The sequence below is a fragment of the Nostoc sp. DedQUE05 genome, from assembly GCF_034530955.1.
GTDB lineage: Bacteria > Cyanobacteriota > Cyanobacteriia > Cyanobacteriales > Nostocaceae > Nostoc.
The window spans coordinates 36,646-62,938 of sequence record NZ_JAVRCB010000016.1 but is presented as its reverse complement, the minus strand read 5'-3'; the positions used below and the strand labels follow the sequence as shown (position 1 = coordinate 62,938).

The window sequence follows — 26,293 nt, the reverse complement described above, 5'->3', positions numbered from 1 at the left end:
TAGAAGCCCCATGACTCCTGAACAATTTCTTGAATTTGCCAGAGTTTTACCAGAACCTTTACTTCTGGTAAGCGGAGAGGGTGAGCTGTTAGCTACCAATCAACCATTAGCAGATATGTTGGGGTTACGCCGTCAAGAATTGCAGGGAAAAATACTTTTTGAAATTGTAACTGAGCCTGCTAACGATATTGTAAAGTATCTGCAAGCTTGTTCAAGTAGCAGGGCAATGGTGATTGGCTCTTTGACTTTACGAAAGAATGATGGACAAACGTTAATATGTCGTAGCCAAGGAGCCGTTATTCAACCTTGGTCTCCTGAATCTTCAGCTTTAATTCTCTTACGCTTGGAAAATAGAACTCTAACCAGCAGTAATTTCGTTCTCTTGAACGAAAAAATTGATGAGTTAGCCAAAGAAATTCAGAGACGGAAACAAGCAGAGGAAGCGCTCAAGAAAGCGAATCAAGAGCTAGAAATTCGGGTCGAGGAACGTACAACTGCTTTACAAGACACACTAAATGAGCTAAAGCTTACCCAAACTCAGCTTATCCAAGCTGAGAAAATGTCTAGTTTAGGCCAGATGGTCGCTGGTATTGCTCATGAAATTAATAACCCCGTGAGTTTTATTTATGGGAACCTTCACCACGCTCATAAATATACTCAGGATTTACTGAAATTAGTCGAAGTTTATCAACAAGCTTTTCCAAATACTCTTCCAGAAATCCAACAGCAAGTAGAAGAAATAGACTTAGATTTTTTGATTCAAGATATAACCAAACTCTTCCAATCCATGAAAGTGGGAGCAGAACGCATTCAGGAAATTGTTAAATCACTACGTAATTTTTCCAGGCTGGATGAAGCAGAACTTAAGCAAGTCAATATTCATGAAGGAATTGATAGTACTTTGATGATTTTGGAGCATCGCCTGCAAGCTAGGCATGAGTACCCAGAAATCAAAGTTATCAAAAAATATAGTCAGCTACCAAATGTAACTTGCTATCCTGGTCAACTCAATCAAGTGTTTATGAATATTCTTGCTAATGCAATCGATGCACTGGAAGCATCAGCGCTCAACAGTCAGTATTCAGAAGTAAATACACAAAAAACTGAAAGTCAAAAACTGATAAATAATAATCCCCAAATTCAAATTAAAACTGAGCTAATCGATGAAAAATGGATAGAAGTTAGTATTGCTGATAATGGTTTGGGGATAAATGAACAAGTTCGCTCAAAGCTATTCGATCCGTTTTTTACCACTAAAACTGTGGGTAAAGGTACTGGACTAGGGTTATATATAAGCTATCAAATTATAGTTGAAAAACATAACGGGCAACTTAACTGTTTTTCTGTTCCAGAAAAAGGTGCAGAATTTGTAATTAAAATACCTATTCAATCAGCCTTATAAAATTTCAGTTAAAAGATATAACAACGCCTGTATGCTCATTAGCAAACAGGCGTGTTTTTGATTACAAAATCTGGTTGAGACTCAGTTATATCTTGGCAGTAGAATCAACAGAGGATTCCGACTGACTAACCGAATCTAACTTTGGTAAAAGCAGTGGATTTTCTGCTTTTACATTAGTGTTGATTGTTGCTTGCAAAAATGCGGTATGGGAAATAGAGTTGTTAGCCAGCGTAAACAGTGGATTTGACAAAATCCCTGCTATAGAAGTGGCAATAAATGTTAGCACCAACCCAACCTGCAAAGGTCTTAACCCAGGCAAATCCCAACGCACTTGGGGATAATTCTTCACCGCGTCGGACATTTCATGGGGTTCTTTTACTACCATCATCTTAACTACGCGAATGTAGTAGTAGATGGAGACGACGGTGGTAACTAAGCCCAGCAAAACTAACCAATAAAGTCCGGCTTGCCAACCAGCCCAGAATAAGTAAATCTTGCCGAAAAACCCAGCTAATGGTGGAATACCACCCAAGGAAAGCAGGGAGATACTCAACGCTAGTGTTAGGAGTGGGTCTTTCTGATATAAGCCAGAGTATTCGGCAATCTGGTCGGTTCCTGTCCGCAGTGAAAACAGAATGATGCAGGTAAAGCCGCACAGGTTCATGAACAGGTAAACCAGTAAGTAGAATATCATACTGGCGTATCCTGCCTGAGTACCAGCAATCAAGCCAATCATCACAAACCCAGCTTGGGCAATGGATGAATAAGCTAGCATCCGTTTCATGCTGGTTTGGGCTAGGGCGACTACGTTACCCAAAATCATGCTGAGAACGGCTAGAGCTGTGAAGACAAACCTCCACTCGTCAGCAACAAGGGGGAAGGCTGTTGTTAACAAGCGGATGGCTAAGGCAAAACCAGCTGCTTTGGAACCGACAGATAAAAAGGCGATGACTGGGGTGGGAGCGCCTTCGTAAACGTCTGGTGTCCACTGGTGGAAGGGTGCAGCGGAGATTTTGAAGCCAATACCCGCGATCGCAAATACCAGGGCAATCACTAAACCTAAAGATTGTCCCACTTTTGCTGTGGCAATGCCATTAGCGATCGCACTAAGTTCGGTTTGTCCTCCAGATAGTCCATACAGCAGGGATACACCGTACAAAAATATTGCTGTACTGGAAGCTCCAATTAACAAGTATTTCAGCGCCGCTTCGTTGGAGCGGGGGTCACGCTTGGTATAACCTGTCAACAAGTAAGAGGAGATACTCAGGGTTTCTAGGGAGATGAAAATCATCACCAACTCACTAGCCCCGGATAAAAACATCCCTCCCAAAGTAGCACTCAGCAAAATAGCGAGAAATTCTGCTAAAGAGGTGCCACTCTGCTCAACGTAGCGAATTGACATCAGTATAGTCACAATCGCAGACAAGGCAATAATACCGCGAAAGACGATACTCAAGTCATCACTATTAAAGCCACCGGTAAAACCGATAGGATTGGGAGAGTCCCATTGAAAATATAGGGCGATAATCGAAGCAAATAAACCTGCGATCGCTAGATATCCAATCCAGCGTCCAGATGTACGCCCCAAAATCAAATCAACAATCAAAACCCCCAAGAGGGTGAGAATAACAATCCCCTCTGGCAAAATCGTTCCAGCGTTTAGCTGGGATGCAATATTAGCAAAATCCATGAGATGTATAGGTTTTGGGGATTAGACATTAAGGCTAACTCTGTTCACTCTAGCAAGTTTTCTAATCCCCGGACTAGCTCTTTTAACAAGAGCTTAACAGCTTGGATGCAATCGCTATCTGCACCAACTTCACCAGCTTACCAGCAGCTTTCTCAGTATCCAGGGATTTACTTAACAACTTTCCTACTTCGTTTTTCAGGCGTGACCAAATAATTCGTAATACTCGCCAAAGGGGAGAAGCAAGCTACGTAATTCGTAATTTGTAATGAAAAATGGTACAAGTTATTACTGATAGTAATTAAGAATTACTTATTATCAATTACGAATTATTTTAATCTTTAGTGAATACCTTGATTACATAAATAATTATGTCGCAGTCAGCGCGATCGCGTAGCGTGCCGTAGGCGATCGCCACCGACAAAAAGCTCATAAAATTAATAAGGGCACAGCAATACTGTGCCCGTACAATATTCATAACTCCTAAATTTATTAAAAATCGGCGGATGGCAGCTTGCCTTGTAGCGACTGAAATTTAGACTGAACACAGTTGGTACAATTACAACCAACTCGATCGATAATCGGATGAGATGTTTGAATCAAGTTTGGTGTTGCCAGATCGGGAATTTGTTGTGTAGATACTACCGTCATAATTTGGGTAGCGTATGTAGATTTTAGGCTAGATGCGTTTGCTGGATTGACTACCAGCAGCATGGATATCAGAAATGCGGGACAGGCAAGTAAAATCAGTTTGACAATTTTCATAATTCACACAAAGATAGCTTTGCTGATACAGCATAGCTAATAAATTGCCCAGCTTCAATTTTAATTACCAAGTATTGCTCAACTACGCCCGAATCCTTGACCCCGCAAAACCTTTGACCATACAAGTAATTCGCCCTGTTCACCCCCTGCGGCCAATAACTTACCTTGGGGATGCCAAGCTAGGCTAGAAAATCCTCCAGAGACACCTGTGATAATTTGGGATACTTCTTTGGCTTGGTTCCACAAACATAACCAGCCGTCAGCAGCAGCAGAAGCCAGAAGGAAGCTTTTGGGTGCAAAGGCGATCGCATTAATTACACCCACATGATTTGTTAAGACTCGTGCTTCCCAACCTAAATTATCATCTTCTAGCTTTTCCCACACTACAATACCTTCAACGCTAGAAGATGCCAGTATTGGCGCACCTACTTTGGTCATAGCTTCTGACCATGCCAATTGGCGAATTTTACCAGGGAAGCCACGCATCACCCAAGGATCGGGGTTGTTCCATTCCAAAACGGTGACACTACGATCCATGTTGCCAGAAGCCAGGAATTTGCCATCGGGCGACCAAGCCATAGCTAAACTGACAGTAGTCATATCTAAGCTGTATGGTTCTTCATCCCAGTTTTTACTGTGCCAAATTTTGACTCCTTTATAACCACTAATGGCTAAGTATTCCCCGTCAATGCGCCAATCTATACCCAATACTGAAGAGTTGTCGAAATTCAGCGTTACGACAATTTCACGAGTATCTGCATCCCAAACTTGGACGTAACGCCCCAAACTAAAAGCCAGTTGGTTACTGGTGTAATTCCAAGCTAGCTTGTCAACCCATGCAGGGGCATTTTCTAACGTGGCGATTAATTCAGTGTCGCGCCAAATTTTTACCTGTCCATCTTGTCCGCCAACGGCTAAAAATTTTCCATCTGGTGAAAAAGCTAGACAGTCTACTGATTTACCGTTACCAGTTTGTAAAGTTGTGAGTTCGCCATCATTCCACAAAACTACTTCCCCGGCGGCGGAAGTTGCTGCTAAAGTTTGACCTTGTGGCGACCAAGCGATCGCTGTTACATAATCTGAAAGTGTCCCCGAATAGTGTTGTTCAAATTCCTTAGATTTGCTGGTTGTGGAGTTCATAATTTTCTACAATAGTGAGGAGTTAGAAGTTAGAAGTTAGGAATTTTTAACTCATCACTCATAACTCATAACTCCTAACTTTTTATTTACGCTAGACAAGCGAGAAAATCTTGTTTGAGTTGGGCTGCATCAAGGTTACGACCAATAAAAACTAGTTCGTTTTTAGGAGTTTCGCTGGGTTTCCAGGGGCGATCGGGTTTGCCATCAAATATCATGTGTACTCCTTGGAATACAAATCGATTATCTTCTCCAGCAATATTTAAAATGCCTTTCATCCGAAAAATATCGGGGCCTTGAGTACGCAGTAATTCCGAAAGCCAAGCGTTTAATTTTTCTCCATCAACTGCACCTGCTTCTACTAAAGCTACAGAATAGACAGTTTCATCGTGTACGTGGGCATCTTCGCCTAAGAAATCTGGATCGATTTCTAATGCGCGTTCTAAATCAAAGGCTTTTACACCTAATAAAGCATCCATTCCTAGTTCAGAATTTTGGGTACGGTAGATTTTTGCGATCGCATTCATCGCCCGAATCCGTTTTTCTAATTCATTCAACTCTTCTGGCGCTACTAAATCTGTTTTATTAAGTAAAATTACATCGGCAAAAGCAATCTGTTCTTGGGCTTCGTCTGCATCCCAGTGCTGCCAAATGTGCTTGGCATCTACGACTGTCACCACTGCATCGAGAGACAGTTGACTTTGCAAATCTTCATCAACAAAAAATGTCTGAATCACTGGCGCAGGATCGGCTAATCCAGTTGTTTCAATTACTAAATGGTCAAATTTATCGCGCCGCTTCATCAAATTGCCAATGATGCGAATTAAATCGCCGCGCACTGTACAACAGATACAACCATTGTTCATTTCAAATATTTCTTCATCTGCATCGATAATCAATTGATTATCAATACCCACTTCCCCAAATTCATTAACAATCACAGCAACTTTTTTGCCATGTTCGTAGGTGAGGATGTGATTGAGTAGAGTCGTTTTACCTGCTCCCAAATAGCCTGTAAGAACAGTAACGGGAACTGAATTGTTGATTACGTCAGCCACCATACTCTAAATTCCTCTTGTCTCACCTTGTGGATAATCATTATCGCCCATGATAAATCTTTTTATATTTTTGTGCGAACTTGCTGTTATTTTGGGTTTCAGCAAAATCATTACATAATTTAATCAAGAAGCACTTTATTTTTGTGCATCTGTAATAAGTAATAAATATTCATAACTTGGCATAGCTTGGTAGGAATATTGCATCCAAGCTAGTTTACTCTGCCATAAGTTGCAGGTTAGTAGCTTGACAAGAATAGGAAATTTATGATAATCATCACATAAAAAACTATACTTTGATGGAGAAGCGTGGTGGTTTCAAAAAACACTAGCTGCTCGAAAAAGCAAGTAACTCAAACAGGTCAAGCATCTGCATTTATTCCAGTCAACTTTTTAGTTAAATTTCAAGTAGCGTTAGAAATTTCATTTTTATGCCTTTGGTTATCTATGTTGCCGATAGGCAACGTCTGGGGACAAGAGAAGGAGCGCACACTGAGTGTTTCAAGTTACCAAGAACCAAACAGGAATTATTGTGGCTCTGAAAGAACAGCTAGAGCTAGGCAAAGAATTGGTTCACAAGCTGTTTCTGATTTAGTTAAAGCGTTACGAAACCGGGATACAAAACTGCGTGCCGATGCTGCTCACCTGTTGGGAAGCATTGATAAAAAAGTAGCTAGTCAGGTAATTCCAAACTTAATTACCGCCTCAAAAAACGATCCAGATGCGGAAGTTCGCGTTTGTGCTGTCTCAGCTTTGATTAGCATTGCTGGCAACGACTTAAATAAATCTACCCCTGACGTGAAAGCAGTCATCCCCGTTGTCATTGCAGCACTCAAAGACAGTGATACGGAAGTGCGGTTAGCTGCGCTCATAGCTTTTCGATCTATGAGTTTTACTTATTCTAGCGATGACAACTTTAACGTCAAACTCACAAACGAACTGAAAGCAGCAATTCCCGTACTCATGGAAACACTCAAAGATGACAACGAGCAAGTGCGATCAAATGCTACTAGTGCTTTGAGTAATATGGCGAAAGATACAACATCGCTATTTCCTGTAATTATCCAAGCATTGAAAGACAAAAATGATTTGGTTCGTATAAGTGCTGCCTCTATTTTGGGAAGGGTTGGTATTTGGGAACGCAAGAGTGAAGAAGTAGTAAAAGCCGTGCCTGTACTCATCACAGCTTTAAAAGAGGATAAAAATGCAAAAGTTCGCTCAAATGCTGCCTATGCTTTGAAATTCATCGGTGAAAAAGCAGCAACCGCAGTCCCCGCACTTATTGAAGCTTTGAAAAATGATTTGGACTTTCAGGTTCGTTCAAGTGCTGCCTCTGCCTTAGAAAGCATGGGGGAAAAAGCAGCAACAGCCGTCCCGGTGCTTATTGAAGCTTTGAAGAAACTGGAGCTTAAATATAATGCAGAAGAAGCTTTGGGACGCATCGCTGAAAGCTGGCAAGATAACGCAACTAAGCTATCTAATCAAGAAGTGGATCTCGCCATATCCTACTTAGAAACGGCTTTAAATATTGCAGAAAATCCCAAGTCTGAGTATGCAAATTTACCTGGGTTTGCAGAAGGAAAAAAACGTTTGCGTCGTTCTCTTAATTTCCTCAAAAAAGAAAAAGATTCCCGCTTGTTTTCTAAAACCCGCTTAAGGTAGGGAAGCAGCAGTAGCTTGAACTAATTTTAATCTCGCACCAAGGCGCAAAATAATTCTTTGCGTTTTGGTATGAGGATTTAATTTTCTCAAGAGAACAAAAAATCTTGAACTGCTTCTAAAACAACTGCTGGGTATTCTTCATGCAGTCCCAAAGAACCAGGAATAACAACGCTTTTCACTCCTGGTAAGGCTACCAAAGCGTTCATTTCTTCTCGTGATTTAGGGGGGCTGGATTCTCCAATTACTACCATGAGCGGTACGGTTAAAGACTTTACAAGTCCCAGAAAATCAGATTGTTCGCGTACAGCATCGAGATTACCAGTTACAAAGGCAGCAGATGCAAATCGCGCTCCTGGTTGTTGAGTTGTTTGCCACTTTTTCTCAATGAAACTGGGTGTAATTTTAGCCGCGTCAGTAAAGACATGACGGCGGTACATAAAACTTAAGAAAGATTGAGTAGTGTTGAGTTTGTAGAGAGCTTGACCAAGTATAGGCGATCGCACCAATTCTCTCACAATGCCAGCTATCTGTTGACTTGCCCCCATTGTTGGTAAAGGCCCACGCCAAGTAGGAGCCAACAATACAATTTTTGAGAAAACAGCCTGTTTGACAGCTAATTGTAAAACGTATGTAGCAGCATGACCAGCCGCCACCACGGTAATGGGAGTATTAAAAATAGCTTTGACAAAATCTTCCAGAAAGTGCTGATATATTTCCGGTCGATAATTCAAACTAGGGCGAGAAGATTCACCAAATCCAGGCCAGTCTATGGCTACAACTTGAAAATTGGGAGCTAGTAACTTGGCAAGTTCGCCGACTTCCAAACGCGTCGAAACACTGCTGAAAGATGGTAGTAGCAATAACGGTGAACCTTTACCAAGGGTTTCATAAACAACGCGCAATTGCTGATTTTCCCAATTCCAGAGATATTCTTGAACTACTCCACCAAAGCCAGTAGCAGGGGTAGATAATAAATTTGTTGACATAAGACTAAATTTTGGTAGTTGTACCTTATTTGTCATTTGTCCTTTGCTAATGACCAATGACTAATGACAAATGACTAAAATAACCAAGTTTAGCTAGGCAAATCTAACTTACATTCCAATGCTTTTTTTTGCATGGTTTTAAAAATATTGTAAAATCCATTAGCACGGGAAGGTGTCAGGCTAACATTTAAACCTGTTTCTTGAATAAAATCTGGAGTAAGCTGGACAATCTCACTTGGCGTTAATCCATGTAATCCTTCAACCAGAAGCCCGACTAATCCTTTGGTTAATTGGGAGTCGGAATCGCCCTGAAACACAACCTTACCGTCATCCAAGGCTGCTGTGATATAAACTTGAGACACGCAACCAGGAACTTTATTTTCGGGTAATTTGTCAGCTTCTGGGAACTCATTGAGCTTCTGAGCATACCAGATTAGCTGTTCGTAGCGTCGTTTCGGTTCGGAAGCGCGTTGAAAGCGCTGGACAATTTTAGCGAGCGCAGGTGGCAAAGAATCTAGAATTGAGGACATAACAGAAGCTGCAAACGATCGGTATCACCTTGAGTGTAGATTATCTTGAAAGCGATCGCGCCTCTGGTTCTCTTGGCATTATCAAGCTTGCCATTACTGACTCTAATTTATCAAATCCAGCTAATTACTGCGTAGGCGCAGCCCAACCTAGGCATTGCATCCCCATCGTCCAGGTTTTTCAATGCCTCTAATTACAAAAACTTAATTTTATTCTAAATAGAAAACTATATAACTTCGTAGCATATTCTCTGCGTACCTCTGCGCTTACCTTTGCGTCCCTCTGCGTTGAAATTTCAACCCTCAATTCTCCACGATTTGACAATACGATGCTTACGCACTTACAAAATTAGCTGCAAGTATATTTAACCAAGCAGCTAGATAATTATCAACAATAATTAAAAATTAAAAATCAAAAAAAAATTCTGATTTTTAATTTTTAACTTCTCTCCCTTAAGGATTAATTCGTAGTTTGTGCAGCTAACATCTGCTTCAGCTTTTCTAATTCCGAAGCCCAACGAGGATCTGGACGAATAGCGTCTGAATCGGTGGTTGTGGTGCTGGTTTCGCGAGAACCACCGCCACCGCCGCCACGACGAGGCTTCTTAGAGCTTTTCTCACGACGGCTACCTTCTCTGTTGGGGGCAGGAGTTGGCGTACTATTATTAGCAAGAGTAACTGGTTTAGGAGCTTGCTCGTCGCCCTCTTCACCCTTTGTGCGAGGTAATGCCTTCTCTAGCTTAATGGGAGTGTCTTTGAACATCTGACCATTATACTTTTCAATAATTTCGTCAGCTTGTTCGTCATTGTTGACTGTAAGAAAACCGAAACCACGGCATTTGCCAGTTTTGCGGTCTTTAATTAATTTAGTAGTTACAGCATCACCTTCTGCTGCAAAAACGGCTTGCAGATCTTGACGATCTATTTCATCTTTAGGCAAATTACCTATATATAGGCGAACGGACATGAACTATACCTCCAGAGTTGAATGAACATGGCAAGGCAAGAAAACAATCACTTAGCTTTGGCTTTTAAATAGATGCTATTGACCAAGACTGCCATAAACCAATTTTTTTGCTCGAAACTGTCAACTTATACAACAATACAGTTTTTCGTCGGGATCAAGCTTGTTTAATCCAAAGGCTCACACTAATGGTGAGCTAATAACACCTTAATTCTAAGAATTGTAAATTTAATAGCCTATTGCCTGCTAAAGTACACGCTTTCTTCTATGCCCTTTTTCGCAGAATCAAATACCATTCCTTACATTACCACGGTATTTTCTACGTAGCTAGTTTAGCGCCTACATTTTCAGCATTACTATTACTAGATCGTAACATAAAACACATTTTTTTATGCAAGTGAGCATATTTTGAAACAAAAACCAGCCAGTGGCTGGTTAATTTGCTGCTGTGTTGGGAGGATAAAAAGGTATAGAGCGGGGAAAAAGCACCTAAATTCACAACTAAGCGGTGATGCTGAGTTATGTCGGTTGCTCTTGTTTGTGTAAATAAATGTAACATTTGTTAAGGAAACCTGCAACTTTTCTTTACATTCCAATTTGTCCTTTGTCCTTTGTCCTTTGTCCTTTGTTGATAACCAATGACTAATAACCAATAACTAATGACCAATGACTAATGACTAATGACCAATGACTAATGACCAATGACCAATGACTAACCAGTTAAAAAGACGTATGCGCCCCAAGCCTGTGCTGCAACAGCTAAAAAAGTAGACCAAATAGGATGAGGGCTATGAATGGTTTTACCACTTTGAGTTTCTAGGGTTTGGATATCGATCCAAGGTGTTGCTCCTCGCCGGAACCAACCTGTGACGATAATTTGCCGCCCGATTAGATCCTGGTGATTGACTGACTGTCCTAGCCAAGAAATGTGGTGCAATTTCACCAAACCTGCGCTGGATTGCAAGATTAAATCTTGCGCTAGGGTGTTACTAGTGCCTTGACGACCTAATAATTTACCCACAAGACGCACGCTGACGCTATCAATAGGTAAGGCAGAAGGATCAGCTAACAGGTTGGGTAAGCTGTCGTCAGTTTGTACGGTGGCAGGTTTAATATCGGGGAAGAAAGAATTAATCCGCATCACAGTACCGATGCTAAAGCCAATCAGAAGGCAGCCTGTAATAAAAGACCAATCTTCATATATCCACTTTAGATTTAAAAACTTGAGTGTGAATGCTAGTTGCCAGGTTAGCCAGACGAAAGCTGCAAACAGAACCCCTAGAGGAATTCCCAACCAGGGAGCGACTTGTAATAGAAAAGACTGACGCTTAACCTTTGATGGAACGCTATCAAAATGTAGTTCGGTGTCTAGATGCCAGTGACGGGCTATTTGACAGAGGCGTTCGATGCGATCGCCCATTAAAGGATGGCTATTATTAATCGTAAACCATCGGCGATAGGGATTGGCCGTATCCCACTTTAAAAAGGATTCAAAAGATAGATTACTGGCAATAGTGCCCAAAGATAAACTCTGTTGGTAGCTGACTGGTGTTAAAAGATTTAAGCTTTCCAGTTGCCAACTGGTGTGTTCTTGTTTTTGGATATCAGCGGCGATGCCAATGGCAATTTTGAGTAAAGCGCGAATCAGAGCATTGGGATTACCAGTAATTTCAGCAGCGACGCGATCGCTATAATAAAGCCGCAACCGCGACAACCACAATCCAGTTCCAGTCAGCAAACACCAAATTCCATAAATTAGACTTGCCAGAATTGTCACTGGCCAACGCCAAATTTTCGCTGATATTTTGTCTCCCAACTCCGACACTTGCTGATATAGCTTGTGAGTTGGTAGTGTAACCAACAGCAACAAAGACATTACAGCAAAATCCCAGTGAGCAATATGCCCTAGCTGCGTGGCGTAAATAATGGCGATTTCATCATCTGCCAGCTGCTCTAATAGCCCTTGACTCACAACAATCCTGGCATTACGTGGTAAACTACCATAAGTCAGAATAATTGGTGCAGCCGTTGGTAAAATCCGCAGTTTGGGTAACGGCCAGTGCCGCTGTTGGGAACAACGTTGTAGCACCCGAACAGCTTCGCGGCTATGAGTATTCAATACATCTTTCGGAAATTCTCGCTGACCATACAAGTTCGCCAGTAGCAGATCCAGCAACCAAGGTGATACCCCGATTAAAATCACCAATGCGATCAGCAACAGTTGAGTAGGATCTTGGTATAAAAACTGTATTGGCTCCAGATAAGGTAGTTTGACTAAAGTCTGGTTGATTAATCCTAATGCCAACTTGAGGATTTCTCGTATTACCCAAAACAGGGCGATAAATGTCCCTGCCGATAGTAGCCGCAAGGGAATTAATTTTGGTTTACGTAGTGGTTGCCATGCTTTGGCTCGTTGTGCTTGCCGCCAATAAATAACGCCGAATAATTTGGCTTGAGTGCGGGTAACAGAACCCATGAAGCCGCTTAGGGGTGTAGCCAATGGTGGCGGTGGTGGCGGTGTCGCTAATGTCGCTTTGAGTCTAGCTAGTGGCACCATCGGCGGGATGTCGTCGCTTTTGGTTTCTATGACTCGATCGTTTGGTTTTTCCTCTGATGTAGGAGTTTCCGGGGGAGTAATGGGGGTTGAATCTGCTGGCGTTGAATTCTCAAAGGGAACAAATCCAGTTTCGACTTTTTTTGATTCTCGATCGGATTTTTTACGTTTTGTCAGGTGTTCGAGAGCGCGTGTTGCCCACTCTTGAACTTGCGGATTGTTACTCTCAATGAGATTCTGGGAAATAGCGATCGCTTTGGAAACTTCGCCAGTGCGAGCATAAGCCATCACTAAACCAACCTGAGCTTGTAAGCTAGCAGTCCCATTATGGCTGCTAGCAATAGGTTCTAGTTGAGCGATCGCTGTTTGGTAATTTCCCTGCTTGAGGGCAACTAAACCAGCCTCCAAAGATGGTTTGGCATGTGAAGGCATACAAATTCTGGCACTCCAATCTCTTCTAAATGATCCACGTTTGTGCAAAAGCGCGAACCTCGGATGCCGTGGAAATCAACCGCGCCCAGTTAGAGCCACATCAAGTGAATTATTCCACTGGTTGTTGACTAGAAAATACTGGAGCGATCGCGCTTAATTTTAACTCTGGATGGTCGCCCAATAACTGTTGACAATTCCATTCATTGCGGAATAGCAACACTGGTCGTCCCATACTGTCTTTAACTGTAGTGGTATTGAATATTCGTCCCACTTTTTCTAATGCTTCCCAACCACCCTCAACCCAACGGGCGACACTGTAGGGCAATAAATCTAATATGGTTTCTACACCATACTCATTTTGTAAACGAAACTGTACTACCTCGAATTGCAACTGACCCACCGCCGCCAAAATTGGATCGCGCTTGGCTTCATCAGTTGAATACATAATTTGCACAGCACCTTCTTCTCGCAATTCCGCAACGCCTTTTTGGAATTGTTTAGATTTCGAGGGGTTGGGATTCCTCAAAGATGCAAACAGTTCCGGCGAGAAATACGGAATCCCCTCATATTCGAGCTTTTGTCCCGTGTAAATTGTATCCCCGATCGCAAAAACACCAGGATTGTTCAAACCGATCACATCGCCAGGATAAGCCACATCAATCGATTCTCGCTCTTGAGCAAAAAGTTTTTGCGGGCGAGATAGACGGATGAGTTTACCAATGCGGGCGTGATTCACCATCATATCTTTTTCAAACTTACCAGTGCAAACCCGGATAAATGCAACGCGATCGCGGTGTTTCGGGTCCATATTCGCTTGCAGTTTAAAGACAAACCCCGAAAATTCTGGGTATGTAGGGGGAACTTCGCCAACACTGCTAACATGAGAACCGGGTTTAAGGGCATAGTCGAGGAAATACTTGAGGAATAACTCTACCCCGAAGTTAGTCATGGCGCTACCAAAGAACACAGGCGTCATTTTGCCTTCGTGTATCAACTGCAAATCTAGCTCTGGGCCAACTCCTTCTAAGAGTTCTAGATCGTTTTTCAGTTGATAGTACAGATTTTGTTCTAGCTGTTCTTCTATTCTCGGATCGCCTAACTCCACTATTGTATCGCGGGCTTCTCGGCTGCCGTGGGCGCTGCGTTCAAACAAGTGTATTTGTTGTTTGTGTCGGTCAAAAACACCTTTAAAGCGATCGCCCATCCCAATCGGCCAGTTGACTGCATAGGTTTGCAATCCCAATTCTTGCTCAATTTCATCCAACAATTCCAGAGGTTCCCTTCCGGGGCGATCGAGCTTGTTGATAAATGTAAAAATTGGGATACCCCGCAACTTACACACTTCAAACAATTTGCGGGTTTGCGGTTCTAAACCCTTTGCCGCATCAATTAACATCACTGCATTATCGGCAGCAGCAAGGGTGCGATAAGTATCTTCACTGAAATCTTGGTGTCCGGGAGTGTCCAATAAATTGATTTGACAATTCTGGTATTCAAATTGCAACACTGTGGAAGTAATGGAAATACCCCGTTGTTGCTCCATCGCCATCCAGTCAGAGGTAGCCTTACGCTGTGCCCGTCGCGCTTTGACTGCCCCAGCTTCGTGAATTGCACCCCCGTACAGGAGTAGCTTTTCAGTTAGTGTAGTTTTACCAGCATCAGGGTGAGATATAATCGCAAAGTTGCGGCGAAGTTCGACTGCTTGAATAAGTTCAGACTGAAGTTCAGTAGACATAAATGTATTTGTTTGTTAGCTAGCTTAATTTTTTTTGACTCTGGTAAGTCTTTTAATCTTAAGACAACGATGCTCATGATAGGGTCGTAGTATAACCAACAATCTGACTAAATAGGAGAAAGCAATGTACGACACAGACAAGCGAAAGCTTCTATCTGCTTTGTCTCATGGAGCTATTTTTTTCAGCACAACATTGGTATCTGTAGGCATACCTATCGCCATACTGCTTGTATCTGACGATCCTGTTGTTAAAGAAAACGCCAAAGAATCTATCAATTTCCACTTTAATGTCTGGTTTTACGGTGCAATTCTGGGAGCATTGTTTTTTCTATTCGGCTGGTTAGTGTTACCTCTATTATTGTTGGGGCCACTAGCCGGTCTGGGATATCTATTACACTGGGGATTAACAATTTGGGCACTCATCGGAGTTTTCAGCAATCCTGATATACCCTTCCGTTATCCCTATATTTTCCGAGTTTTTTAACAGAAATTTATGGGATTAGGCATAGAGCATTGGTAATTGTCAGTTATTTACTACCAAACACAAAATTTAATTGATTCGTAGCGAATTCTCTGCGTGCCTCTGCGTTTACCTCCGCGTCCCTTTGCGTTTAAATCTCAACCCTCAATTCGCCAGGATTTTTGCCAACAGACAGTCTTACCATTTTAAATTTTTAATTTCTTCATAATGTTGTTTTTTTTCCAGTCCGTCGGATAGGTGCAACCAAGCTGTAGAATACAAAATTGCCCTACAACTTGATTAAGAGTAGGGCAAAGGACAGTTAAGCACTGTTTGTAGTCTGTCTGACGGCAGGAAATTTTTAGCCTGCTTTTGTGACGCTTTGTTTTGTGTCTATTCGCGTTGTTTTTCTTGATAAAATTTTATGTTTCCTACACATCGCCCCCGTCGTCTGCGTACTCATCCCCAACTGCGCCGGATGGTTCGTGAAACTGTTTTAACAACAAGTGATTTAATCTACCCACTATTTGCTGTACCGGGTGAGGGAATCGCTAATGAGGTGAAATCGATGCCCGGAGTCTACCAACTTTCGGTAGATAAAATTGTTGAAGAAGCAAAAGAAGTTTACGACTTAGGAATTCCTTCTATTATTCTATTTGGTATTCCAGCTGATAAAGATGTGGATGCCACTGGCGCTTGGCATGATTGCGGTATCGTCCAGAAAGCGGCGACGGCAGTAAAAGCAGCAGTGCCAGATTTGGTTGTAATTGCTGATACTTGTTTGTGTGAGTATACCAGTCACGGTCATTGTGGTTATTTACAAACTGGTGATTTAACAGGACGAGTTTTAAACGATCCAACTCTGGAATTGTTGAAGAAAACGGCAGTTTCTCAAGCGAAAGCTGGTGCTGATATCATCGCGCCTTCGGGAATGATGGATGGGTTTGTGCAAGCAATTCGTCAGGGTTTGGATGAAGCAGGATTTCAAGATACGCCAATCTTGTCTTATGCTGCTAAGTATGCTTCGGGTTATTATGGCCCATTTCGGGATGCAGCAGACTCGACACCACAATTTGGGGACAGAAGAACTTACCAAATGGACCCAGGTAACGCCCGCGAAGCGATTAAAGAGATTGAATTAGATATCGCTGAAGGTGCTGATATGCTCATGGTTAAGCCAGCCTTGGCATACATGGATATTATTTGGCGCGTCAAGGAAGCAAGTAACTTGCCAGTTGCCGCTTACAATGTTTCTGGTGAGTATGCGATGGTGAAAGCTGCGGCTCTCAATGGTTGGATTGATGAAGAGCGGGTGGTTATGGAAACTTTAATTGGGTTTAAACGCGCTGGTGCAGATTTGATTTTGACTTATCATGCCAAAGATGCGGCGAGATGGTTAAAGTAAGGTGTGCGATTGAATGCTAAGAATTGAGAAAATCTCACGCAGAGGCGCAAAGACGCAGAGTTGTGTTTTAGTGTTTAGGCGTGAGATTCTTTGTTTATGGTTATAGGTAGATTATATGGAATAATTTCTTAATAAAATTGCTACATTTTATATCAGGTGTATTAGCAAAAATATTACTTTTTTCAATAGTATTTATTTGAAAGTTATGTTTGATTTTCTCTAAAATAAAATCACCATATGCCATATTAAGTAATATCTATACACAACAAGATTAAATTCTAATCCGTGCAGTCATTGAGTCGGTTAATGACATCTCAAAAACCTGTACCAAATAGAATACGTCATCTTAGCGTATTTAACTTTTTGGTCAATGTGATGGTTTGATCGCTTATACTTATCTTCCTAAAAAACCCTCACTTAAGTTGGTATTTTCCAATCAAAAAGTTTTCAATGTATTTTATACATTAGCTTTACGTTTTATTACATAAATAAATTAGCCGTATTTGCTAGAGTGTCAGGCGATCGCTCATAAAACATCTAAAATCGAAGTTAAATAGCTTTGATATAGTTATGGCAATCACTCGCTCTATACTAGAGGTCGTTTATTTAAAAAACCTAAACTCTAACTAGTGCGATCGCTCACTGTATTTGCGACAGCAGCACGATAAAATTCTATAACCATAATCGTACTAAAAGGTCTAAATGGCAGAAACACTATTCTTCAACGCCTTACGGGAAGCCATTGATGAAGAAATGGCGCGTGACTCCAGCGTATTCGTTCTCGGTGAAGATGTTGGACATTACGGCGGTTCCTATAAAGTTACCAAAGACCTGTACCAAAAATATGGCGAACTCCGCATTCTAGATACCCCCATCGCTGAAAATAGCTTTACTGGGATGGCTGTGGGAGCCGCAATGACTGGGTTGCGTCCGATCATTGAAGGCATGAACATGGGCTTTTTACTGCTTGCCTTCAATCAAATATCCAACAACGCTGGGATGCTCCGCTATACTTCTGGCGGTAACTTTAAAATTCCGATGGTAATTCGCGGCCCTGGAGGTGTGGGAAGGCAGCTAGGTGCAGAACATTCCCAGCGACTAGAAACCTACTTCCAAGCTGTGCCAGGGTTAAAGATTGTTGCCTGCTCCACACCAAGAAACGCCAAAGGACTGCTGAAATCCGCTATCCGCGATGATAATCCAGTGTTGTTCTTTGAACACGTTTTACTTTACAACTTGAAAGAAGATTTACCACAAGAAGAATACCTCCTCCCCCTAGATAAAGCAGAAATTGTGCGTCCAGGGAAAGATGTGACAATTATTACTTATTCGCGGATGCGCCATCATGTAGTGCAAGCCGTCAAAACTCTTGAAAAACAAGGATACGATCCAGAAGTTATCGATTTAATATCCCTTAAACCATTAGATTTTGATACCATTGGTGCATCAATCCGTAAAACCCATAAAGTCATTGTTGTGGAAGAATCGATGCGCACTGCCGGTATTGGAGCAGAAGTCATCGCCTCAATCAACGATCGCTTTTTTGATGAATTGGATGCGCCTGTACTACGACTTTCTTCCCAAGATATCCCCACACCTTACAACGGCAATCTGGAACGATTAACAATCATACAACCAGAGCAAATAGTAGAAGCTGTGGAAAAAATGGTGGCGTTGCGAGTCTAAAAGTTAAGAGTTAAAAGTTAGGAGTGAGGAGTTAAAAATTTAATATTGAATTTACAACTCCTAACTCCCAACTTCTAACTATCAACTCCTAACTCTCAACTCCTAACTCCCAACTCCCAACTCATAACTCCTCAAAAGAGCGCTATTATAGCCTTTGTCAGATGCGAGTTATGGTATGCAAAGACAGCGATCGCTATTAATTTTGATTTTAGTCCTGATAATCGCCGCTATTACGGTGATTGCCACAATTCCGATACCTCTGGGGCTGGACTTGCGCGGAGGTTCACAGCTCACAATTCAGGTGAAACCATCAGCGGATATCCCCAAAATCACCGAACGCGAATTGGAAGGTGTGAAGAAAGTTGTCGAAGGCCGGATTAATGGTTTAGGTGTTTCTGAGCCAGTAATCCAAACAGTCGGTACAGATAAAATATTGGTGCAACTACCAGGAGTCAACGATCCAGAACAAGCTGAACGGGTGCTAGGGGGTACAGCACAGTTAGAATTTCGTACCCAAAAGGCGAATACAGAAACTCAGCTGCTTGCTTTTCAAGCATCAAGAGCTGAATTGAAATTCAAGCAAGAAGAATTAAGAAAGAGTAACGACAAAGCGGCAATTGTCAAGAATCAAGAAGACTTACAAAAAAATAATCAAGCGATCGCAGAATTGTTTGAAAGCACTAATCCACCACTAATTGGCAAATACCTCAAGGATGCCTATGGTGAACCCACTCAAGGTAACAACTGGAATGTTGCCATTCGCTTCGACCAAAAGGGTGGTGAACTGTTTGCCAATTTGACGAAAAACCTCGCCGGTACTGGGCGTAGCATTGGTGTTTTTCTAGACAATGAACTAATCAGCGCTCCTACTGTAGGTATAGAATTTGCCGCTACTGGGATTACAGGTGGTTCTGCCGTGATTACAGGACGTTTTACCGCCCAACAAGCTAATGACTTAGGCGTGCAGTTACGTGGTGGCGCATTACCCGTACCAGTAGAAGTTGCAGAAAGGCGGACAGTCGGAGCAACCTTGGGTAAAGATAGCATTCAAAGTAGTATTTATGCTGGAGTCGGTGGTTTGACTTTAGTATTAATATTCATGGTGGTTTACTATCGACTACCAGGATTGATTGCGGATATATCACTAGTGATCTACTCTCTCTTAACTTGGTCAACCTTTGCTTTATTGGGCGTTACCCTAACTTTGCCTGGAATTGCTGGTTTTATTCTCAGTATTGGGATGGCAGTTGATGCCAATGTGCTAATTTTTGAAAGGACGCGGGAAGAATTGCGGGCGGGTAAATCTCTGTATCGTTCTGTAGAATCGGGTTTTTATCGGGCATTTTCTAGTATTTTAGATAGCAACGTCACTACATGGATTGCTTGCGCTGCCCTATTTTGGCTGGGGTCTGGTTTAGTTAAAGGTTTTGCTCTAACCTTAGCTTTGGGGGTAGCTGTAAGTATGTTTACTGCAATTACCTGTAGTCGAACATTGCTATTTTTGGCAATTTCAATTCACTCCTTGCGCAAGACAGAACTTTTCTGTCCAAACCTGCCAGCATCGAATAAGGCAGAGGTGACTCAATGAAACTAAGCATTAATAAATCGCGATCGCTTTGGTGGAGTATTTCTGCCGCTATCATCATCGCTGGTATCATCTCAATGGTGATTTCTTGGCAACAACCTAGTATTCGTTCCCCCTTACGCCCCGGTTTAGATTTTATCGGTGGTACGCGGTTGCAGTTTGTTCGAGATTGCACCAAACCCGGTAACTGCGACAAACCAATTAATATCAACGCTGTCCGGGAAGTAGCAAAAGCACAGGGACTAGGTGATAGCAGTATCCAACTTGTCTCAGAAAATGGTGTAGAAAATGGTGTACTAATTCGGTCAAAAGATTTGAGTGTCGATCAGCGTACCAAATTACAAAACGCTTTGAGCGAAGAAATCGGCGTTTTTGACCCGCAAAAGAACCAAATTGACTCCGTTGGCCCCACATTAGGCAGAGAACTGTTTACATCCGGGATGTTAGCTCTGATAGTTTCCTTCATCGGTATTACTATCTACATGAGTTTCCGCTTCCAGTTAGATTATGCTGTGTTTGCGATCGTTGCCCTACTCCACGATATCTTGATTACAGTTGGGGCTTTTTCATTTTTGGGTTTGGTGGCAGGCATCGAAGTAGATAGCCTTTTTATCGTCGCCTTACTTACGATCACAGGTTTTTCAGTCAACGATACAGTGGTAATTTACGATCGCATTCGGGAAACCCTTAAAATCCATCCCGAACAGCCGATTGCCCAAATTGTAGATGATGCGGTTAACCAAACATTGACAAGATCGATCAACACTACCTTAACCGTATTACTGACATTATCTGCAATCTTTTTATTTGGTGGAGAAACACTGAAAAACTTTTCGCTGGCTTTGATTATTGGCTTCACAATGGGGGCTTATTCGAGTATTTTCATCGCCAGTACTCTTCTAACTTGGTGGCGAGAGCGAAAAGGAGAATCCCAAATGTTAGACAACGCTGATTCGATTGATACATCTCCCAGTTCCCAGGATAGTTAAAAAGAGTGTATATTTCCCAATTGGGTGAAAGTATTTTGAATTGCTCACCCACGCCTTGCAATCTTATTTCCCTATGGATCAACCACAAGAACGATTAAATACTGTCCCAGACTTTGAGAAATCTGACCCATCATTTGCTCAACAAGTACAAAGACTACATCAGCTAACAGTATATGGCAGGTGGCTGTTTGTCGGCTGTTTATGGCTGACCATTGCGCCTGCCTCGTTGTGGGGTCTACGTGCAGAAATTGCTCTGTGGCAACAATATTTTACCTGGGTGGCAGTGAGATTTGGATTGTTCTACCATCCACTGTCTACCTTCGGTCTCGCTTTTTGTCTGGGGATGACTGCTGCTGTTTTAGTTTGGCAAAGTCGGAATATTCTACTCGGACTGCCACCGCAGGAAAAACAACGTTTAGAAAAACAAGTTTATCGGATACGTCAACAGGGAGCAACTCATCCTCTATGGAAGTGGGTTTGTCATTAAATTTTCTTTCTCTACACGTACAGCAATTTATAGCAAAATATGACTTAACCTTACAAAGAAAGGCAGGAGTTAGGAGGCAGGAGGCAGGAGGGAATGAGTATCAATGAAAACTTGCATTTGCAGGGTTTAAAGCCCAGTTTAAACTAATAATTATACCGAGACTGCTTGCAGCGAGGTATAAAACGTCCTTGTTTCAATCCACCTTTATTAAGGGTGGGTTCCTCCTGCCTCCTGAATAGACATCTGCCCAAAAAGAATGTAGAGACTTAGTAGCGCTACGTCTCTACAAGATTTCTGAATAATGCATATTTAATTTCATCAAATGTCTGTTCAAAGATACTGCTAAAAGTGGATGCCATACATGAACGATCTTCAGATTAAATTTAGCGATCGCAAGTCTGAAATTGACCTTTATCAACTCCAAGAACTATTAAACGTTTCCGCTTTCTGGGCAAAGGGACGCAGTATTGAAGACTTAGGTATAGCTATTGCCAATAGTGAGCCAGTGATTTCCGTTTGGAATCGCGATCTGCTCATTGGCTTTGCAAGAGCAACATCTGATGGCATCTATCGCGCCACAATTTGGGATGTTGTGATTCATCCAGAGTATCAACATAGTGGGTTGGGAAGCAATTTAGTAGAAACCGTTTTAAGACATCCTCGTATGAAGTCGGTTGAGCGAGTTTACCTGATGACTACTTACCAACAAGGTTTCTACGAAAAGATTGGTTTTCAAAGCAACACTACCACTACGATGGTGCTACACAATCAAGCTAACCGTACTTTCCTTGCTGCTACAGAAGTGCAGCTTCAAGAATCATCGAAATAGTTCCGAGCAATGAGCGCTGAGTATTAAGTATAATAACTGTAGTAGTAGGGTAGTTAAAAAGCAAGATTTCCTCTCTACTACTCAGGACTCAGCACTACTCACTAGAGGGATAGATATTTGTAGTCTGGTAAGCTGCTGAAGTGGCTCCTTCACAGTGGTCAAGGGCAGGATTTCTAACTTTCCTCCCATAACTTCCAGCAGAGTCTGATTGATTAATAGCCTCATTCCTGGGGAAAGAGTAGCGTTCTTTTGGTGAATCTGGGTCAACCGATCTTCTAATTTGAGCAAATCAATCGGCTCGCTCCAGGATATAGCATGAGTTGGTAAATCTAGCCAAATGTTTACAAAATTGTTTGTAGGTAGAGTGCTAGTGGAAATACAAATGCTGCCTTCCTCCATTTGAGTAATGGCAGTGTCTATTAAACTTATCAATACTTGGCGGAGCCAGAGGTAATCTGTCAAAACATAAATTTCTGAGTCGGCGGGTAATAATTGTAAGGGAAAATTGCGATTTGCCGCCAGCATATAAGTTAAGTCATGAACCTCCTCTAAAATTTCGGCTAAGGCTCTGGGCTGAATATCTAATTTATTGGTGCCGTGTTCAGCTCTTGCAACATTGAGAATTTCATCCATTAGCTTCAGCAACTTCAGCGTTCGCTCGTGAGCTTGGGCAATAAATTCTCGCTCTTCAGCTGGATTTTCACACAAATCTGACAAAATTAATTGATGTAAGCCAATCAAACCATTAAAAGGCGATCGCAATTCATGAGTAGTCCGCGCCAAAAAACCAGCTTTAAACTGGCTCATTTCCTTTGCCATCAGATATGCCAGCTGGGTTTGCTGTAGCTGTTGCGATATTAGTGACATATCCTGTTGAGCTGATGGCGCTACTGGGGATGAGCTAGATAAAACATTAGGCGCTCGCCCAAATAACTGACGGAAAACCATACCTAGTGCTATTCCTACTCCTAGATATATCCAGTTGCTCCAATTCATATCTGGCAATTATTAACTTGCTAATTAAGTACAACAGCGCCAACTAAAGTTTCAGATTTCTCTGTTGTTAACACCACGAAAACAACATTATAACTACCTATACTTAGTTATCACTCGATAAATCTAACTCGATGGCACCTTGTCGTAAAATCTGCCAATTTATCCCTGTCCATTTAGCAACAGTGGAAGGTATACCCATCCCTGGTATTTCACTCTGGTATTCTGTCGTTGCTATCAGAACCTGGGGAAACTGAGTCTCAATTTCTGCGATTGTTTGCAAAGGCGGCTGACCAGAAAAGTTGGCGCTAGTGGTGGCAAGAGGGCCTGTTTGCGCCAAAATAGTTTGAGCGATCGCACTGTTTGGTACTCGAATCCCAATTGTTGTTGGATCGATAGGATTCATAACTTTTGGTAAGCGTTCACTCGCTGGCAAAACTAATGTCAGCCCTCCTGGCCAATATTTATCTGCTAATTCTTGCCAAACTTTATATTCATTCTCACTACCTTTGACATACGGCCACAAATCTTCAGCACTAGCCGCCATCAAAATCAAAGGTTTGTCTTGACTGCGTTGTTTCGCCGCAAAAATTAATGCTGCTTTCTCTGGTATCGCTGCAAGTGCCGGAACAGTATCAGTCGGAAAGCTCACTAAAAGACCAGCGCGTGCGCCAACTATTAAATTTTCTAAAGAAACTTGGGTCATATTTACAAAGTTAGGAGTAGAGACGCGATTAATCGCGTCTGTGCAGGAGTAAGGAATTTCATAACTCATAACTCATAACTCATCACTCCTAACTTTTATAGGCCAAGGCAAAACGTTCAATTCCAGCTAAATCAGCGTGAATTTGAATCTTACAATAGCTACCTTGATTTTGTAAAAGTTCTCGCACTGCATCCGCTTGTCCAGCCATCATCTCAATTAGCCACACGCCACCCGATTGCAAATAACTAGGGGAGACTTCGATCAAATGACGAATGCAGTCTAAGCCATCAAGACCACCATCCAAAGCCAGATGTGGTTCGTGGTTAACGACTTCTGGTTGCAAAGTCAATAAGGTGCTGGTGGGTATGTAAGGGGGATTCGACACCATACCACTAAACTGACCTTTTAAGAATGTCAGTGGCTCCCACCAGGAACCTTGATAAAATTGAATCCGGTCAGCAAAAGCCAAATTATCGGCGTTGGCTTGGGCGATCGCCAAAGCCTCTAAACTATAATCAACTGCATGAATTGTTGCTTTTGGCAAGACATCTGCTAATCCGATGGCGATCGCACCACTCCCAGTACCCAAATCTGCCCAATGTCCTGAGACACCGTTAGCAGCTGCTAAAGCTAAATCAATTAAATACTCTGTTTCTGGTCTGGGAATCAAAACTGCGCTTGACACCGCAATTTGAAAGTTACGCCAAGGTGTCACACCGGCAATGTACTGCACTGGTAAGCGGTCATTTAATCGCCTCTGCCACAGTTGGTCTAACTCTTCTAGCGGCAATTGCAGTTGAATTTGCGGCCAGTTTTTAAAAGACTCTAAACGCAGTGCCAAGCGGTCTAATCCAGCAACTTCGAGGAGCAACCAATCTACTTCCATTGGTGGGACATCAGTGGCGATCGCTGCTTCAAGAGCTGCATTCCGCCACTGCCAAAGTTGTAAACCAGAGACTATCGGATGTTTCTCCCCCATACCTCAACCTTGGAGCGCATATCCGTTATTTTTTCGGAGCGGGGGCGGCAGCTGGCTTGGCAGCTGGTGATTGATTTGGCGCCAGGGAGCGAATAAAATTGATCGACTCCCGTGATGGATAGAGAACAATTTTATTGATACTAGGATCGCTGCTGCTATTGAGAGCTTCCATAACACCGTACAAATCTACCACCTGAATTTCAGTATTGGCTCCTTCCTTTGGCACGGCTTTTTTGAATTCCTCTAACAGAGCCACTGCTTGTTCTTTCTCAAAAAAGAAAGGGATGTATCGCTCATTACCTTTAGCAAGGGGAATAGTCAGATAGCTATTATCTTTCTTAAATTTGGGTACAAATAGAGGAATACCATTGAATTGCTCCACCTTTTTACCATTTTGATTGATCATACTTGTTGCCGAAGCTACTTGTTGTTGCGTCGGAACTAAAGTATAAATCACAGAATCTGATTTCTTTTTGCTTTCTTGAACTATTTTATAGTAGTCTGCCAAGGACAAAGGTCTAACCTGTAGAGTGCCTGCTAACTGGGGATTTTCTTTTTTGAGCCGATTGTCAAGGAATTTTTGAGCATCTTGCTTGCTAATAAAAAATCCCACTTGTGAGATCGGCTTAGATGCGTTGTTTCTTGAAAGAACTACAAATTCGCCTTTAGGATTGGTGAGCGTGAATACTGGTACTTCTTGGAGCTTTTTCACTACTTGATCTTGTGGCAGAGCGATCGCCTCTAGATTGCCCATTCCTGGTATATTGGCTATTCCTGAAAGCCCTGTTAAAAATACACTGCCAGCTATACCCAATGTTGCGCCTAAGCGAATAAATGATTTCATGACTGCTCCTCGCATCAATAGTCCAATTAAATTAAACAAATGGTTGGATTTGCACAGCACCAACTAGCTTTAGTTATATAGCAATTCATTTTAGTTTTGAAAAATTCATTATGCGCGTTGAGGTTGAGTGTTAAGCGTCAACGGTCAAAATCCAATGTTCCCTAACTATTTAGAGTTGCTATAGTATCGTTTTCACAAGTTGGCTGTGCTAACGTTGTGTTTTTCTAGGTTTGCTTCGCTATTGACCGCGAAATGCCGTAGATGCTAATTATATGTCTTCTCAAACAGCAAAAAGCCTATCCATCTCTCCAACCTTGGAGATGATAAATGCCATTTTATCGGCTTTTTCTAAAATTAGTTGACGCTATTAGTTAATCAATCGTTCCATCTGCGATTGCTTTAATACAGCAGTTTTCATTTGTAT

At 42.1% G+C, this 26,293-nt stretch carries 23 protein-coding genes; 9 read left to right on the top strand and 14 right to left on the bottom strand.

Annotated features, from left to right (window positions below):
• Window positions 1-10 precede the first annotated feature (10 nt).
• Complete coding sequence (locus tag RMZ42_RS14230) at window positions 11-1,402, top strand: ATP-binding protein (protein ID WP_322671999.1); 1,392 nt, start codon at window positions 11-13, stop codon at window positions 1,400-1,402.
• 85 nt (window positions 1,403-1,487) lie between these two features.
• Here the strand turns inward: RMZ42_RS14230 and RMZ42_RS14225 are convergent, their stop codons facing one another.
• From RMZ42_RS14225 to RMZ42_RS14205, 5 genes are all read right to left on the bottom strand, one after another.
• On the bottom strand, window positions 1,488-3,092 hold the full coding sequence (locus tag RMZ42_RS14225) for an NAD(P)H-quinone oxidoreductase subunit N (protein ID WP_322671998.1): 1,605 nt from the start codon (window positions 3,090-3,092) through the stop codon (window positions 1,488-1,490).
• A 331-nt stretch (window positions 3,093-3,423) separates the two neighbouring features.
• Entirely contained in the window at window positions 3,424-3,567 is a 144-nt protein-coding gene (locus tag RMZ42_RS14220) for a hypothetical protein (RefSeq protein WP_322671997.1), read from the bottom strand.
• A 14-nt stretch (window positions 3,568-3,581) separates the two neighbouring features.
• On the bottom strand, window positions 3,582-3,854 hold the full coding sequence (locus RMZ42_RS14215) for a hypothetical protein (RefSeq protein ID WP_322671996.1): 273 nt from the start codon (window positions 3,852-3,854) through the stop codon (window positions 3,582-3,584).
• A 78-nt stretch (window positions 3,855-3,932) separates the two neighbouring features.
• A complete protein-coding gene (locus tag RMZ42_RS14210; protein ID WP_322671995.1) occupies window positions 3,933-4,994 on the bottom strand; it encodes a WD40 repeat domain-containing protein in 1,062 nt (353 codons plus the stop codon).
• Window positions 4,995-5,080: 86 nt separating this feature from the next.
• Complete coding sequence (locus RMZ42_RS14205) at window positions 5,081-6,052, bottom strand: GTP-binding protein (RefSeq protein WP_322671994.1); 972 nt, start codon at window positions 6,050-6,052, stop codon at window positions 5,081-5,083.
• 303 nt (window positions 6,053-6,355) lie between these two features.
• On the opposite strand from RMZ42_RS14205, the gene RMZ42_RS14200 reads away from it, so the two are divergent.
• Window positions 6,356-7,708, top strand: a complete 1,353-nt coding sequence (locus tag RMZ42_RS14200) for a HEAT repeat domain-containing protein (RefSeq protein WP_322671993.1) — start codon at window positions 6,356-6,358, stop codon at window positions 7,706-7,708.
• Window positions 7,709-7,794: 86 nt separating this feature from the next.
• Here RMZ42_RS14200 and RMZ42_RS14195 read toward each other — a convergent pair whose 3' ends face one another.
• The 5 genes from RMZ42_RS14195 to prfC form a co-directional block, all read right to left on the bottom strand.
• Window positions 7,795-8,694 carry an alpha/beta hydrolase gene (locus RMZ42_RS14195; RefSeq protein WP_322671992.1) on the bottom strand — a complete coding sequence of 300 codons (900 nt, stop codon included), beginning with the start codon at window positions 8,692-8,694 and terminating at the stop codon, window positions 7,795-7,797.
• Between the two features lie 89 nt (window positions 8,695-8,783).
• Window positions 8,784-9,224, bottom strand: coding sequence for a SufE family protein (locus RMZ42_RS14190; protein ID WP_322671991.1), 441 nt, complete (start codon window positions 9,222-9,224; stop codon window positions 8,784-8,786).
• A gap of 457 nt (window positions 9,225-9,681) precedes the next feature.
• Window positions 9,682-10,188: an RNA-binding protein gene (locus RMZ42_RS14185; protein ID WP_322671990.1), complete on the bottom strand. Its 507-nt coding sequence runs from the start codon at window positions 10,186-10,188 to the stop codon at window positions 9,682-9,684.
• Window positions 10,189-10,897: 709 nt separating this feature from the next.
• Window positions 10,898-13,171: a M48 family metalloprotease gene (locus tag RMZ42_RS14180; RefSeq protein WP_322671989.1), complete on the bottom strand. Its 2,274-nt coding sequence runs from the start codon at window positions 13,169-13,171 to the stop codon at window positions 10,898-10,900.
• Between the two features lie 109 nt (window positions 13,172-13,280).
• A complete protein-coding gene (prfC, locus tag RMZ42_RS14175; protein ID WP_322671988.1) occupies window positions 13,281-14,906 on the bottom strand; it encodes a peptide chain release factor 3 in 1,626 nt (541 codons plus the stop codon).
• A gap of 124 nt (window positions 14,907-15,030) precedes the next feature.
• Here prfC and RMZ42_RS14170 point away from each other — a divergent pair, with 124 nt between their 5' ends.
• From RMZ42_RS14170 to RMZ42_RS14140, 7 genes are all read left to right on the top strand, one after another.
• The gene (locus RMZ42_RS14170) at window positions 15,031-15,390 is read left to right on the top strand and encodes a DUF4870 domain-containing protein (protein WP_322640530.1); all 360 of its coding nucleotides are present in this window, start codon (window positions 15,031-15,033) and stop codon (window positions 15,388-15,390) included.
• A 400-nt stretch (window positions 15,391-15,790) separates the two neighbouring features.
• On the top strand, window positions 15,791-16,771 hold the full coding sequence (hemB, locus tag RMZ42_RS14165) for a porphobilinogen synthase (RefSeq protein ID WP_322671987.1): 981 nt from the start codon (window positions 15,791-15,793) through the stop codon (window positions 16,769-16,771).
• 702 nt (window positions 16,772-17,473) lie between these two features.
• A complete protein-coding gene (locus tag RMZ42_RS14160) occupies window positions 17,474-18,457 on the top strand; it encodes an alpha-ketoacid dehydrogenase subunit beta (protein WP_322671986.1) in 984 nt (327 codons plus the stop codon).
• A gap of 175 nt (window positions 18,458-18,632) precedes the next feature.
• Window positions 18,633-20,045 (top strand): protein translocase subunit SecD, encoded by a 1,413-nt coding sequence (gene secD / locus RMZ42_RS14155; protein WP_322672061.1) that lies wholly within the window; start codon window positions 18,633-18,635, stop codon window positions 20,043-20,045.
• Complete coding sequence (gene secF, locus RMZ42_RS14150) at window positions 20,042-21,031, top strand: protein translocase subunit SecF (protein WP_322671985.1); 990 nt, start codon at window positions 20,042-20,044, stop codon at window positions 21,029-21,031. Before secD ends, secF begins: the two co-directional genes overlap by 4 nt.
• Before the next feature lie 73 nt (window positions 21,032-21,104).
• Complete coding sequence (locus RMZ42_RS14145) at window positions 21,105-21,518, top strand: hypothetical protein (protein ID WP_322671984.1); 414 nt, start codon at window positions 21,105-21,107, stop codon at window positions 21,516-21,518.
• 361 nt (window positions 21,519-21,879) lie between these two features.
• Window positions 21,880-22,347, top strand: a complete 468-nt coding sequence (locus RMZ42_RS14140; RefSeq protein ID WP_322671983.1) for a GNAT family N-acetyltransferase — start codon at window positions 21,880-21,882, stop codon at window positions 22,345-22,347.
• Window positions 22,348-22,428: 81 nt separating this feature from the next.
• On the opposite strand, the gene RMZ42_RS14135 is transcribed toward RMZ42_RS14140, so the two are convergent.
• The 4 genes from RMZ42_RS14135 to RMZ42_RS14120 all read right to left on the bottom strand — a co-directional run bounded on the left by RMZ42_RS14135 (window position 22,429) and on the right by RMZ42_RS14120 (window position 25,869).
• Window positions 22,429-23,343, bottom strand: a complete 915-nt coding sequence (locus RMZ42_RS14135) for a HAMP domain-containing sensor histidine kinase (protein WP_322671982.1) — start codon at window positions 23,341-23,343, stop codon at window positions 22,429-22,431.
• A 103-nt stretch (window positions 23,344-23,446) separates the two neighbouring features.
• Complete coding sequence (locus RMZ42_RS14130) at window positions 23,447-24,046, bottom strand: L-threonylcarbamoyladenylate synthase (protein ID WP_322672060.1); 600 nt, start codon at window positions 24,044-24,046, stop codon at window positions 23,447-23,449.
• Window positions 24,047-24,134: 88 nt separating this feature from the next.
• The gene (gene prmC, locus RMZ42_RS14125; RefSeq protein WP_322671981.1) at window positions 24,135-25,025 is read right to left on the bottom strand and encodes a peptide chain release factor N(5)-glutamine methyltransferase; all 891 of its coding nucleotides are present in this window, start codon (window positions 25,023-25,025) and stop codon (window positions 24,135-24,137) included.
• Window positions 25,026-25,050: 25 nt separating this feature from the next.
• On the bottom strand, window positions 25,051-25,869 hold the full coding sequence (locus RMZ42_RS14120) for a Tic22 family protein (RefSeq protein WP_322671980.1): 819 nt from the start codon (window positions 25,867-25,869) through the stop codon (window positions 25,051-25,053).
• Window positions 25,870-26,293 lie beyond the last annotated feature (424 nt).